At 37.9% G+C, this 12621-nt stretch carries 11 protein-coding genes; 5 read left to right on the forward strand and 6 right to left on the reverse strand.

Features of this window, described 5'->3' with window-relative positions; all coding sequences use genetic code 11:
• Positions 1-92 precede the first annotated feature (92 nt).
• From MMP72_RS15325 to MMP72_RS15335, 3 genes are all read right to left on the reverse strand, one after another.
• Positions 93-971 (reverse strand): matrixin family metalloprotease, encoded by an 879-nt coding sequence (locus MMP72_RS15325; protein ID WP_241406136.1) that lies wholly within the window; start codon positions 969-971, stop codon positions 93-95.
• Positions 972-1355: 384 nt separating this feature from the next.
• Entirely contained in the window at positions 1356-2270 is a 915-nt protein-coding gene (locus tag MMP72_RS15330; protein WP_241406137.1) for a matrixin family metalloprotease, read from the reverse strand.
• Between the two features lie 433 nt (positions 2271-2703).
• Positions 2704-3612 (reverse strand): matrixin family metalloprotease, encoded by a 909-nt coding sequence (locus tag MMP72_RS15335; protein ID WP_241406138.1) that lies wholly within the window; start codon positions 3610-3612, stop codon positions 2704-2706.
• Between the two features lie 230 nt (positions 3613-3842).
• Between MMP72_RS15335 and MMP72_RS15340 the strand changes: the two genes are divergently transcribed.
• Complete coding sequence (locus MMP72_RS15340) at positions 3843-4727, forward strand: MBL fold metallo-hydrolase (RefSeq protein WP_241406139.1); 885 nt, start codon at positions 3843-3845, stop codon at positions 4725-4727.
• Positions 4728-4772: 45 nt separating this feature from the next.
• Here the strand turns inward: MMP72_RS15340 and dnaK are convergent, their stop codons facing one another.
• The 3 genes from dnaK to MMP72_RS15355 all read right to left on the reverse strand — a co-directional run bounded on the left by dnaK (position 4773) and on the right by MMP72_RS15355 (position 8523).
• On the reverse strand, positions 4773-6719 hold the full coding sequence (gene dnaK / locus MMP72_RS15345) for a molecular chaperone DnaK (RefSeq protein WP_241406140.1): 1947 nt from the start codon (positions 6717-6719) through the stop codon (positions 4773-4775).
• Between the two features lie 202 nt (positions 6720-6921).
• Positions 6922-7470 carry a nucleotide exchange factor GrpE gene (gene grpE, locus MMP72_RS15350; RefSeq protein WP_241406141.1) on the reverse strand — a complete coding sequence of 183 codons (549 nt, stop codon included), beginning with the start codon at positions 7468-7470 and terminating at the stop codon, positions 6922-6924.
• Between the two features lie 159 nt (positions 7471-7629).
• On the reverse strand, positions 7630-8523 hold the full coding sequence (locus tag MMP72_RS15355) for a LysR family transcriptional regulator (protein ID WP_241406142.1): 894 nt from the start codon (positions 8521-8523) through the stop codon (positions 7630-7632).
• A 107-nt stretch (positions 8524-8630) separates the two neighbouring features.
• Between MMP72_RS15355 and MMP72_RS15360 the strand changes: the two genes are divergently transcribed.
• The 4 genes from MMP72_RS15360 (at position 8631) to MMP72_RS15375 (ending at position 12269) form a co-directional block, all read left to right on the forward strand.
• Positions 8631-9485: an MBL fold metallo-hydrolase gene (locus tag MMP72_RS15360; protein ID WP_241406143.1), complete on the forward strand. Its 855-nt coding sequence runs from the start codon at positions 8631-8633 to the stop codon at positions 9483-9485.
• Between the two features lie 388 nt (positions 9486-9873).
• Positions 9874-10104, forward strand: a complete 231-nt coding sequence (locus MMP72_RS15365; RefSeq protein ID WP_241406144.1) for a hypothetical protein — start codon at positions 9874-9876, stop codon at positions 10102-10104.
• A 408-nt stretch (positions 10105-10512) separates the two neighbouring features.
• Entirely contained in the window at positions 10513-11583 is a 1071-nt protein-coding gene (locus MMP72_RS15370) for an alpha/beta hydrolase (protein ID WP_241406145.1), read from the forward strand.
• Between the two features lie 128 nt (positions 11584-11711).
• Positions 11712-12269, forward strand: a complete 558-nt coding sequence (locus MMP72_RS15375) for a peptidylprolyl isomerase (RefSeq protein WP_241406146.1) — start codon at positions 11712-11714, stop codon at positions 12267-12269.
• Positions 12270-12621: the final 352 nt, after the last annotated feature.

Consider the following 12621-nt stretch of genomic DNA (forward strand, 5'->3'; position numbering starts at 1 on the left):
ATAACATGAATAAATCAAAACAATCGACCCATTCTTGTCATCTTGTAAAAACATCAACTTGTAAATGTCCGTTAGTTTATACAGATCAAGTCTTAACGAGAAAAACCTAATAGCTCCATATCAGTATGGGTGAGTTTAAAGTCTTTGGCATTTTGTGCTTTGATGCGTGGATACATCAAAGATTTTGGATCTTGAGTATGTTTTAGTCCTAAGGCATGCCCGAACTCATGTGCAAGCGTTAAGCGTAGGTCATCGATTGACGAAAACTCATAGATAAAAATTTTTTCCCCATCAAATTGGCCTTTGTGCAAAATCTGTGGTTTAAAGGTTTGATTAAATTCAGCAGTTGATGCTGCTAATTGTTGATACAGTTGTTTAGACTTTTCTGTTTGTAGCTCAAGTTGTTGAATCAGTTGCAGATGTTCAGCAATACGCGTGTGTAACTGTATTGTCTGTTGTTCAAAATCTTTTTGTTGTTTTTGCATAAATAAGGTTTTAACTGAGCTTCGTTGTTGTTGCTGATTCTGAGCAAATGTTTGATATTCAATTTTCTGTAATTCGAGTTGGGTTGCTGATCGCGCTACACTTTCTTTGAGCTGTTGTAAGTGTTGATTCTGGTTTAACCAAGTTAGTTGTTCTTGTTCTAACTGATTCAAACGTTCAGAGCGTTTCATACTGCGGATTTGACGCTGATCAAAGACCAAATGAATGGCAAATTCGGCTTCAGGATCATAAACAAAATAATTTTGTCCTGTATCCTTTTCCCAAATAGCCGCTGCCTGCTTGCTTAACTCAATCATTTGTTGCTGATTGATCTGTAAGCGGGGATCCAAATTGGCAATACGGTAGCGTAAAGGGTGCTCTGTACTATAACGGACTGGGCTGTGGGAGTTTGAGGAGATTTGAGCAAAAGCCGATGCCTGGGCCAGCATAAAAAAGCATGCAGCTAAGAGGAGAGAAAATAAACGCATAACAGGAGATGAAGCTTGAAAAAGGCTGCATTTTAATCAGCTTTGATCATTAGTCAAATTGATAACGACGGTTGAGATTGATTGTATTGAGGAGTATTTCTGGAAAGTGAATAAAAATACATATGTAGAAATATAAATGTGGAAATCAAAGGTATATTGTTATTTTTGGTCATTAAATAAACTGAAATTAGTGCTAGAACAATTGTTTATTTTTATCTTTGATGGATAAAATTTTTTAAAGTTTGCTGGCGTTATGCAGAAAAAAATGGGTTTGCGCACCGAATAAAATAAAACCGAATTCAAGTAAAAATAAAAATCTAATTGATTAATAATCGTTCGAATTGGGTTGTGATTAGATACTGCGGTGACGGTGGATTTTTTTGCTTAGTAGATTGCTTTTACCAAGTTCTGATCAGAATCTGTGAGTGAAAATCTTTGTAGATTGTGTTTTTGGATGGTCGGATACATTACAGATGTCGGGTCATCGGTATGTGCTAATCCTAAAGCATGACCAAATTCATGTGCGAGTGTTAAACGAAGATCATCTGCTGAAGTGAACTCGTAAATAACGATTTGTTTGCCATTAAAATTCCCCTTATGAAAAAGACGTGGTTTGAACACTTGATTGAATTGATGCACGGCTAAAACAAGGTGATGATTATTCTCATTTAATTTTTTAATTTCTTGATTAAGTTGTTGTGTTTTTTGATTATGTCGATTCACTTCTTGTTGTAGTGTATTGGATTGTTGCTGTAATGCTTTCTGACGCTGTAAAAACTGATCGGATAAGGATTTTGATGATGAACGCTGTTGGTTGAAGCGCTGTACATCCGCATTATATTGTTGGAATTGGACGGTGAGTTGAGTTTGTTTATTGGCAAGCAAAGTCGTAGTTTTTTCTATTTCATTTTTAAACTGTTGTAATTGTTGATTTTGATTTTCCCATTGTTGTTGTCGTTGTTTAATTTGATCTAAATTTTGAATACGATGAGTACTTTGTTGTTGACGTTCGTCATAAACCAAGTGAATGCTAAATTTGGCTTGCGGATCATAAATAAAATGTTGTTTTCCAGTTTCTTGTGTCCAAATATTTGCAGCTTGTTGGGTCAGTTCAAGTACTTGTTGGGTGCTTAAATTGAATCTTGGATCGACGTCAGCAATGCGATAGTGCAGTGGTGTTTGAACAGATTCATGTATATGAGAACTTGCATTATGTGAGTTATTTTGCGCATAGCTTGCATGGGGCATGCTTATGTATAAGCACGTCGCGATGACGATCATGAAACCTTGATCACGCATGTGAAATCCCCAAAAATAAAATTTATTCTTGAGCAATTTTTTGAATAGGTCAAAGTGCTATCTACTTAATAAATAAAACTAAAAAATGTGATATTTTTCTAATAAAGAAGGAAATGAATCGAATGATAGACACAATAAATAAATCAGAAATATGATTATTTTTTTATCATAAGTCTAAAAATATCAAAGGATTAAAACTATGAAAATAAAAAATCAGTTAGAACGAGCTAAAAACCCCTCCAATTGTTAACTTTTGTAAAAATTATCGCTAACTGAAAAGCTTTTTCCTTTTGGGCGCAAAATTGTTTATTTGTGACATGAAAGGTCGATTGATATTTTCAGCATGCATCGTATCCGTCGGTTAAAACCACAGTGCATAAAGTTAATGGAAATTTTGATGATTTTTCATCTTGATCAGACAACTTTGTTGAGATTAGCGTGCCAACAATAAATTTAGGTCAGCTTGTGTTAAACGGAAATGAGCAGCGTCTTGATCTTTCATAATTGGATGCATGAGCGCATGTGGGTCATCACTATGTTTTAGTCCCAAGGCATGTCCAAACTCATGTGCCAGCGTTAATCTCAAATCATTTTCTGATTCAAGTTCATAAATTAAAATCTGTTTTCCATTAAATAAGCCTTTATGAAATAAATGTGGCTGAAAACGTTGTTTATACTGATCTACAGAAGTATTTAATTGTTGATCAAGTGCGTTAAGCTCATCAACTTTTTGATTTAAATTATTAATTTTTTGGTTGTATTGAGCTATTTCTTGTTTTAATAATTCAACACTGTTTTGTAAAACCTGTTGCCGTTGTTGAAAGTATTGCTGATGTGTAGTTGATGACGGTTTGTGTCGAGCAGCTTGTTGTTCTTGATTATACTGTTGAATTTGTTGATCAAGCTGTTGTCGTTTTAAGTTCAGCGATTGTTTGTTCTGAATCATTTCTTGTTCGATTTGATCAAGCTGTTTCTTCTTATCTCGCCATTGTTGTTGGTTTGCTTCCAACAGCGTCAAATGTTCTCGACGTAGTTCACTTTCGATTTGACGCTGATCATAAATTAAATGGATGCCCAGTTGAGCATCTGGATCATATACAAAATATTCTTTTCCTGTCGCATCGCTCCAAATATTCGTGGCTTGTTGGCTAATCTCTTGCACTTGCTCGACACTGAGTTTAAATCGAGGATCAACTTCAGCAATATGATAGCGAAGACGTGTATCGAAAGGGTGGGTGATCCGATCTAAAAGTGAGTTAAATTTGAGCTGAGGGTGCTGGTAGCTTTGATAGCCAGACCATAAGATAAAGAGTGTAAGAAATATAAAAACAATTCGTATCATTTAAGCTTTTTTGAAAAAGGTGGGTATAGGCTGGGTCATCACAAGATCAGCTTTTATTTATATCATCATTTAACATTTTGAATGATACATCTTCTGTTTCTTCGGTTGATTATATGTGAGACCACCTGCTTGAACGCTGACATTGCACTTGTTATACGTGAGTACAACTGCCATATTTAGGGTGTTCTAAGCAAAAGCTGATAAGTAAAATAAAATGTAAGGGAATCTATATGCTGAAATATTTACTCAAAACACCTGATCCGACATGGATGGCTTGCTCTCCAGCCGAAGCCAAAGATGAAAATTTAAAAATTAAATATTTAGGAACCGCAGGATTCATCCTATCAGATCAAAATCGTACTTTGGTTTTGGACCCATTTATTAGCCGTCCAAGTTTATGGCAGACCCTTATACAACCATTGTTAAGTGATCCAGAACTGGTTAAACAATATATTCCACATGCAGATGATGTGCTGATAGGACATGCACATTATGATCATATTTTGGATGCGCCTGAAGTGTGTAAACAGACGGGAGCGCGATTAATCGGATCTAAAGCGGCACTGATGTATGGGCATTCGGCAGGACTCGCTGGACAACAGATGCTAGAGACAAAAGGACGAGAAGTGATTGATTGTGGCAAGTGGCAAGTTGTCGGTTTGCCTTCGATTCATGGCAAAGCACTTTTTGGACGTGTGCCATTACCAGGAGATATGACCACGCCACCTCCTTATCCACCGAAATTTCATCAGCTAAAGCATGGACAAGTTTTTAACTGGTGGATTGATACAGGGCAGTTGAGGGTGGTGCATATTGATTCAGCTGACTTTATTGAACAAGAATTGCAGGGGAGACAGGCAGATATTATCTGTTTGTGTGCGATTGGACGTAAATACCGACCGAATTACGTCAGAGATGTGGTGCAATTACTCAAGCCAAAATACATTATTCCATGCCATTGGGATAGCATGGTGACACCGATTGATGCGCCACCGCAGTTATTACCTGACGTGAATATCCCTGAATTTCTGGATGAAATAACAGCTTGTGGGGTGATTCCTTTATTCATGCCGATTTTAGGTGAGTTGTATTTTGATCAAAGGCAAGAATATTAGCCGAAAAAAAACCGCGCTATCGCGCGGTCTTTTTAAAGAGACAAATTATTTTTTGTCATCTTTTACTTCAGTGAACTCAGCATCTACAACGCCATCGTCCGCTTTTTGTTGTTGACTTGCATCGCCACCTTGGAATGCATTTGGATCAAAACCTTCTGCGCCGCCAGCAGCACCTTGCGCTTGTTCATAAGCACGCTGTGTGATTGGCATCAAGATGTTTTGTAACGCTTCAGTTTTTGCTTTGATATCTTCAACATCATTCTCTTTTGTTGACGCTTCAAGCTCAGAAACCGCAGTTTCAATCGCAGTTTTTTCATCAGCAGTTACTTGTTCACCAAGATCTTTTACTGCTTTGTTCGAGCTAGTAATTAAAGCATCTGCTTCATTACGAGCTTTCGCGAGCTCTTCAAACTTACGATCTTCTTCAGCATTGATTTCAGCATCTTTAATCATTGCTTCGATTTCAGCATCAGACAAACCTGAGTTTGCTTTAATCTGAATCGATTGTTCTTTACCCGTGCTCTTATCTTTAGCCGATACTTTTAAGATACCATCAGCGTTGATATCGAACGATACTTCAATTTGCGGTACACCACGTGGAGCAGGTGGGATGTCGCCAAGTTGGAAGTTACCTAACAATTTGTTTTGCTGTGCCATTTTACGTTCACCTTGGAACACAGAAATGTCTACAGCAGGTTGGTTGTCAGCGGCAGTTGAGAACACTTGTGATTTCTTCGCAGGAATCGTGGTGTTTTTCTCAATAATTGCTGTTAACACGCCACCCATTGTTTCGATACCAAGGGTTAATGGGGTTACATCTAATAAAAGCACGTCAGTTTTGTCACCAGACAATACCGCGCCTTGAATCGCAGCACCCATTGCTACAGCTTCATCAGGGTTCACGTCTTTACGTGGTTCTTTACCAAAGAATTCTTGTACTTTTTGTTGTACAAGTGGCATACGAGACTGACCACCAACTAAGATCACGTCTGAAATTTCAGATGTTGAAAGTCCAGCATCTTTTAGTGCAATACGACATGGCTCAATGGTACGAGCAACTAAGTCAGCCACTAAACCTTCTAATTTTGCACGTGTTACATTGATCACTAAATGCTTAGGACCTGTTGCATCGGCAGTAATATACGGAAGGTTAATTTCAGTTGAATTAGAAGAAGATAATTCAATCTTCGCTTTTTCAGCTGCTTCTTTTAAACGTTGTAATGCTAAAGGATCTTGCTTCAAGTTAAAGTTTTGTTCTTTTTTGAACTCTTCAACCAAGAATTCGATCAATGCATTATCAAAGTCTTCACCACCAAGGAATGTGTCACCATTGGTCGACAATACTTCGATTTGTTGGTCGCCATCTAAGTCTGCGATTTCAATGATTGATACGTCAAACGTACCGCCACCTAAGTCGTAAACCGCAATTTTACGATCGCCTTCTTTTTTATCCATACCAAACGCAAGTGCAGCAGCAGTTGGTTCGTTGATGATACGTTTAACTTCTAAACCAGCGATTTTACCTGCATCTTTCGTTGCTTGGCGTTGTGCATCGTTGAAATAAGCAGGAACGGTAATCACTGCTTCTGTTACAGTTTCACCTAAATAGTCTTCTGCGGTTTTTTTCATCTTTTTCAAGATTTCAGCAGAAATTTGTTGAGGTGCAAGTTTTTTATCGTTTACATCAACCCAAGCATCACCGTTGTCTGCTTTGATGATTTTGTAAGGTACAAGACCGATGTCTTTTTGTACCGCTTGATCTTCGTAGCGACGACCAATTAAACGCTTGATTGCGAATAATGTATTTTTTGGGTTGGTTACAGCTTGACGTTTTGCACTTTGACCGACCAAGATCTCGCCATCTTTGTAGGCAATGATCGATGGAGTTGTACGTGCGCCTTCTGCATTATCGATTACTTTTACTTTATCGCCTTCAAGTACAGCAACACATGAGTTGGTAGTACCTAAGTCAATACCAATAATTTTCGCCATTTGGTGTGTTCCTCTAAAATTTTTTGAATCCCCTTATTTCCTCCCTTGATAAAGAGGATGAAAAGCGTTGCTTCCTAAAGGGGATTTGCTTGTTATTCGATATGAGAGTCATTCGGTTTTTTTCAAGCATTTTTATGAAAAAAAATCAAAAAATTCTCAAATTCTTTGTATTTTGAGCAAATTTACACGTTGCTCTTGTGCATTATTGACCAACCATGACCATCGCTGGACGCAACAGGCGACCAGACAAGGTATAACCTTTCTGTAATACTGTACCGATTTCACCTGCTTTGGTATTTGGGTCAATACCGACGGCTTGATGATGATCTGCATTGAAGCCATTTGACGTATCGACTGCAACCACATCGAATTTTTCTAGTGTGGTGAGCAATGATTTCAAGGTCAGTTGCACACCTTCAAGTAAAGGTGACTGTTCATCACCCGCAGCTTGAATCGCACGTTCAAGGTTGTCGACTGAATCAAGTAAATCTTTGGCAAATTTTTCTAAAGCAAATTTTTTCGCAGTTTCAGCTTCACGTTCTAAACGTTCTTTCACTTTTTCTGCTTCATAGGTTGCATTGGCCGCACGTGCTTTTTCTAGTTTTAAACCTTCCGCAAGCGTGGTGATTTGTGCTTGTAAATCTTCAACGCTAAGCTCGTTTGTTGCTTGCTCTACACCTTCAGCTTGAGTTTGTTCAGGTTGTTGCTCATTTTGAATGTCTTGAGCTTGCTCATTGTGCTCATTAGCCATTGATGATCTCCGTTTAAAAAAGTTCTTAAACATGTACAGTCCTTTTGGCGTGAGTGCTCATAGGATCAAACCCGAACTGCCACATATTGGTCATTCATAGATATGGATGAAGTATGGGCAACCCGACAAAATTCAAGCGTTCAGGTCGATTTAAATCTTTTAATTTTGCTGATCTAAGTAAAAACTTAAGTTTTCGATCACGAAAGCAATAAATTCTTGAGTTATTTTTGGCAAATGTTGTCTAGATGCATAGACTAAAGACAAAGTCAGGTCGGGTGCAGAAAAATCTGTAAACACCTGTTGCAAACGCTCTGTTACAATATCTTGGCGGATGAGGAATGTCGGCAACATGGCAATCCCTTGCGCCGCGAGACACATTTGATACAGTGCAATCACGTCATTGCTTTTAAAAGTCACATTTAAGGGGTAGTTTTGTGGTTGTTGATCTTGATCAAACAATGTCCAATATTGATTATGGGTATAGTGCGCAATACATTCATGCTGAATCAATTGGCTCGGATGTGAAAGGGGCGGGTGATCTTGTAAATAATGTGGATGGGCACAAAAAGTAGATTCGATTTGGCATACAGGTCGTGCAATCAGTCCATCTGCGACTTTTTGAGTAATTCGTAGCGCAAGATCAACCTGTGCATCCATAAGATCAAGCGTATCTTCAGTCAAATAAACGTCAAAATGGATGTGTGGGTAGTGCTTTTTAAACTGTCGAATACATTCATTGACACCGAGTTGAAATAAAAATAAACCACAGGTGAAGCGAATCGTACCACTATGTTGTTCTGGTGCAGCTAAGCTGGCTAAGAGTTGTTGCTGTTGTAAAATATTTTCGCAATACACCAGTGCTTTCTCACCAGCAGGTGTCAGTGAAACCTTACGCGTGTTGCGTTGAAACAATCGAGTTGAAAAGCTGTGTTCGAGGTGCTCCAAATAACGAGACACCATGGCTTTAGAATAATCTAAATGTTTTGCGGCTTTACTTAGATTGCCCTGATGCGCAATACAAACAAAAACCTGAATGGCTTTTAAGGTATCCATATTTATTTTGATTGTTGCAAGTTATGCAACATTTTATCTTAATTTAGTGTGTTTATTTAGCAATAATTGCAACGTAAAGTGTCTTTTATCAGATAGGAGACCTATAAATGAACCTTAAATCATATGCATTCGCACTGACAGCATTGCTTGCAACGTCAACCAGTTTTGCGCAAGAACTAAAAATCCAGAATTTTTTAGCGAAGCCTGAACATTTTGGTGTGACTTCAACCTTAATCGAAGGTGATAAAGAAGTCTTACTGGTGAATGCTCAATTCTCTAAATCAGAAGCTCTACGTATTGCTGCTGATATTTTAGATCGTGGTAAAAGCTTAAAAACGATTTTTGTGAGCTACGGTGATCCAGATTTTTATTTTGGTTTAGATGTTTTTAAACAATATTTTCCTCAGGTACAAATCATTGCGACACCTGAAACAGTGAAGCATATTCAAGATACACAAGCATTGAAAGTGGCGTATTGGGGACCTAAAATGGGTGCCAATGCACCAACCAACATTATCGTTCCACAAGCGTATACCGCCAAAACGTTAAAGCTTGAAAATGAAAGCATCGAAATTAAAGGTAAAAAAGAACTGACCTATTTGTGGGTGCCTAGTGCTAAAGCCGTCGTAGGTGGCATTCCTGTATCATCTGGCATTCATTTATGGATGGCAGATACACCAACTACAAAAGATCGTGCTGAGGTGGTTCAGGCCTTAGAAAGTATTAAAGCGTTGAAGCCTAAAACTGTGGTACCAGCACATATGAAAGCGGGGGCTGCTGAAGGTTTAGATGCGGTGAATTTCTCGATTGACTATTTAAAGCAATATGAAAAAGCGGTAAAAGCGACTCAGAATTCAGCTGAGTTAATACAAATCATGCAAAAACAATATCCAGCTTTAGGTGAATCAGACAGTTTGGATTTGGGCGCTAAAGTGGTAAAAGGTGAAATGCAGTGGCCTTAAAATCACCGCCAAGAACGTGTAAAAACCGTGGTTAAAACCACGGTTTTTATTAATTCTTAATTCATTTTCAATCAAAACTACGCAATTGTAATCTTTTAAGATGGTTGTACAGTATTTCTATAAATTATAAAAATATAATATAAACAGTAATTTGCAGTATAAAGAAATAATGGAAATAAAAAAACTCTGTATTAATAGTCATTTAGTGACGCTGTTTAAATGAAAAGATATGTGAATTGTGCAGACAGTTGATTTAAGAAAAATTGCAAAATAATGCAGCTTCCACTACAAACTACAACTAATCCTCATCACGTCTGTGAAAAAAATTGTGAATCATAGGCAACGCAAAGGTGACTTTGCTTTTTGTCATAATGAAAGGAAGTAAGCAATGAAAAAATTAGCATTGATTTCAATGGTTGTAACAGGCGTAGCATTCACAGCCGTAGGTTGTACTTCTCAAGGTGGCTTAGAAGCTTCTGGTTCTACTCAAACAAGTGCAAGCCCAACAGGCGTGCAAGGTGATGTGGGTATACAAGCGGATACCTCAATTGGTGTTGAGTCAGGTAGCCCATCTGCTGACGTATCTGGAGCGGTCGATGCTGAGGCATCAGTACAATAATCTAAAAATCTAACGCATAGAGCAATAGATTGTCCTGTTGATGCCAACAGTTCGGTCTAAACATATACTGCTATATATGACGCTCTTAAGTGAATAGATGCATGATGAATGAAAACTAGAATCAATAAAATGATTCTAGTTTTTTGGTTTTAGAACGTATTCAAAATGCTGATCATGATTTGCCAAACTGACAGTAAAAATACGCCATGTGGACTTGTAGATTGATGTGCAAAACAACAATGATACTGATTGACCTAAAAAGAGGGTATAGATAAGCAGAATGGTTAATGACTTTTCTAGATTAGCCCTTTAGCTTAGATTTTATTTTTAAATTCTTGCTCTATGACTTTATAAGGGCATATAGTCGGATAGAGCAAGAATGATGGACAACATGGAAAGGGGAAAAACGTGACAGCATTACCTCAAAGAATTCAAACAATTTTAGATAATGGACAAGGTCCTGCTGCACGAGTGCTGGATAAGCTGCCTAAAATCGTACAAGAGTCTCTCGCTAAGGTTCTAGGCTATTCATATCAGTACCCAGATTTAGATGCATTTACCAAATGCTTGATGGCCGTCCAGATTAAACAGGGGCATATAGGTTTTCTTGGTGATGATCCGATTGAGTCTAGACGCCAGTTTGACGCGCAGATGTTGGCAATATTGAATAAACCGACTGCAATCGATTATGTTGAAGATATTCGTTTACCTTTGCAAAGTGGAACCGTTTTTGCGCGTCACTTTCATCCAGCGCCAAACAAGAAACTCCCGATGATTGTGTTTTATCATGGCGGTGGTTTTGTTGTTGGTGGTTTGGATACCCATGATGAAGTGTGTCGATTAATCGCGAAATATGCAAAAGTACAAGTCTTAAGTATTGATTATCCGCTTGCACCAGAAGCATCACCGCAACTGTTGATTAAATCATGTGAGGATGCTTTGGCTTGGGTTTATCAGAATCGTCGCCAACTCAAAATTTATAAAAATCGTATTGCGGTGGCTGGGGACAGTGCTGGTGGTAATATTAGTACGGTTGTAGCACAGCATACGGTGGGGAAAGCATATGCACCTCAAGCACAACTGTTAATTTATCCAACTGTAGATTTTAAAAGTAGACACCCATCTTTCTATGCGTATGGGCGGGGTTTAGTGCTGACCAGTAAGGATGTGGATTATGTGACGGATTATTATGTGACTCAGCATAATGTCGCTTTAGATGATCCTCTTATTTCGCCTACTTATGGCAACCTTCGCAAGCTTGCGCCTGCATATGTACTTACGGCTGGGCATGACTTACTTCATGATGAAGGCGAGATCTATAGTCATAAACTACGACAAAATGGTGTCAAAGTTCAGTATGTCAATTACGCTGATCAGACGCATGGTTTTATCAACCTAACCCCAATCTCAAGTAAAGCGAAACGCAATACCATTGAGTTTGCAAAAAACTTTAGAAAGTTTTGGGATAAACATAGCTAAGATTGATGAACCTATGTTTCACGTGAAACATAGGTATTGTTTGGCGTAACAAATAAAAATAGTAAAAATGGATTTGCAAAACTAAGATGAGCATTCACACAAAATCTATTTTCAAGTCGAGAAAAGCAATGATGAAAAAGTTGTTCATTACAACAAGTTTACTTTTAGCAAGTGGTCATTTATTTGCAAATACACTGGTTGAAATGAAAACCAGCATGGGGAATGTTGAAATAGAGCTTTTTGATGATAAAGCACCTGTGTCAGCGAAGAATTTTGAAAGCTATGTAAAAAGCAACTTCTATACGGGTACGATATTCCATCGTGTGATTCCTGGATTTATGGTTCAGGGCGGTGGTCTAGATGCCAATATGGTTGAGAAGAAAACAAAAGCGCCAATTACGAATGAAGCGAACAATGGTCTGAAGAATACCCGTGGTACTTTATCTATGGCACGGACCAATGACCCTAACTCTGCGACTAGCCAATTCTTTATTAATGTTGCTGATAATAGCTTTCTTAATCGTTCCCAACGGGATGCAGGTTATGCTGTATTTGGTCAGGTGACTAAAGGTATGGAGATTGTTGATAAAATCGTAAATGTACCTACAGGAAACCATGGCGTGCATCAAAATGTACCAAAACAACCTGTTAAAATCATCAGTGTTCAGATAAAGAACAAAAAGTAAAAAATAAGGAAGAAATATTTAATTTGTATTTCTTCTTTAGTATCATATATTTATGTTGGTTTTGATGGTTTGTTGCTCATGCTTTGGTGTAAAAAAGCAACACTCAATAAATCATATGCTTAAAAAGACTTGCGCACCAAAAAAAATCTCCTATAATGCACACATCCCGACGCGATGAAGCAAATAAAGCTTAGCTTTAGTGGTTAAGTTTTTGAGTATTTATTGCGTTGATTTGCCACTGATGAGGTGGTAAAGATTCATTAAGAATTGAAGAAGAACAACTTGTGTGGATTTTTACTGGTTAATCGATCGAAATTATTTTCATTGATTGAATGGTAGAAATTACTCGAAG

This window comes from Acinetobacter sp. NIPH 2699, from assembly GCF_022549355.1.
GTDB lineage: Bacteria > Pseudomonadota > Gammaproteobacteria > Pseudomonadales > Moraxellaceae > Acinetobacter.

What these genes read in the sequence shown, in the direction of transcription:
- MMP72_RS15325 (WP_241406136.1), bottom strand. Translation starts at nt 971, where the DNA reads ATGCGTTTATTTTCTCTCCTCTTAGCTGCATGCTTTTTTATGCTGGCC.
- MMP72_RS15330 (WP_241406137.1), bottom strand. Translation starts at nt 2,270, where the DNA reads ATGCGTGATCAAGGTTTCATGATCGTCATCGCGACGTGCTTATACATA.
- MMP72_RS15335 (WP_241406138.1), bottom strand. Translation starts at nt 3,612, where the DNA reads ATGATACGAATTGTTTTTATATTTCTTACACTCTTTATCTTATGGTCT.
- MMP72_RS15340 (WP_241406139.1), top strand. Translation starts at nt 3,843, where the DNA reads ATGCTGAAATATTTACTCAAAACACCTGATCCGACATGGATGGCTTGC.
- dnaK (WP_241406140.1), bottom strand. Translation starts at nt 6,719, where the DNA reads ATGGCGAAAATTATTGGTATTGACTTAGGTACTACCAACTCATGTGTT.
- grpE (WP_241406141.1), bottom strand. Translation starts at nt 7,470, where the DNA reads ATGGCTAATGAGCACAATGAGCAAGCTCAAGACATTCAAAATGAGCAA.
- MMP72_RS15355 (WP_241406142.1), bottom strand. Translation starts at nt 8,523, where the DNA reads ATGGATACCTTAAAAGCCATTCAGGTTTTTGTTTGTATTGCGCATCAG.
- MMP72_RS15360 (WP_241406143.1), top strand. Translation starts at nt 8,631, where the DNA reads ATGAACCTTAAATCATATGCATTCGCACTGACAGCATTGCTTGCAACG.
- MMP72_RS15365 (WP_241406144.1), top strand. Translation starts at nt 9,874, where the DNA reads ATGAAAAAATTAGCATTGATTTCAATGGTTGTAACAGGCGTAGCATTC.
- MMP72_RS15375 (WP_241406146.1), top strand. Translation starts at nt 11,712, where the DNA reads ATGATGAAAAAGTTGTTCATTACAACAAGTTTACTTTTAGCAAGTGGT.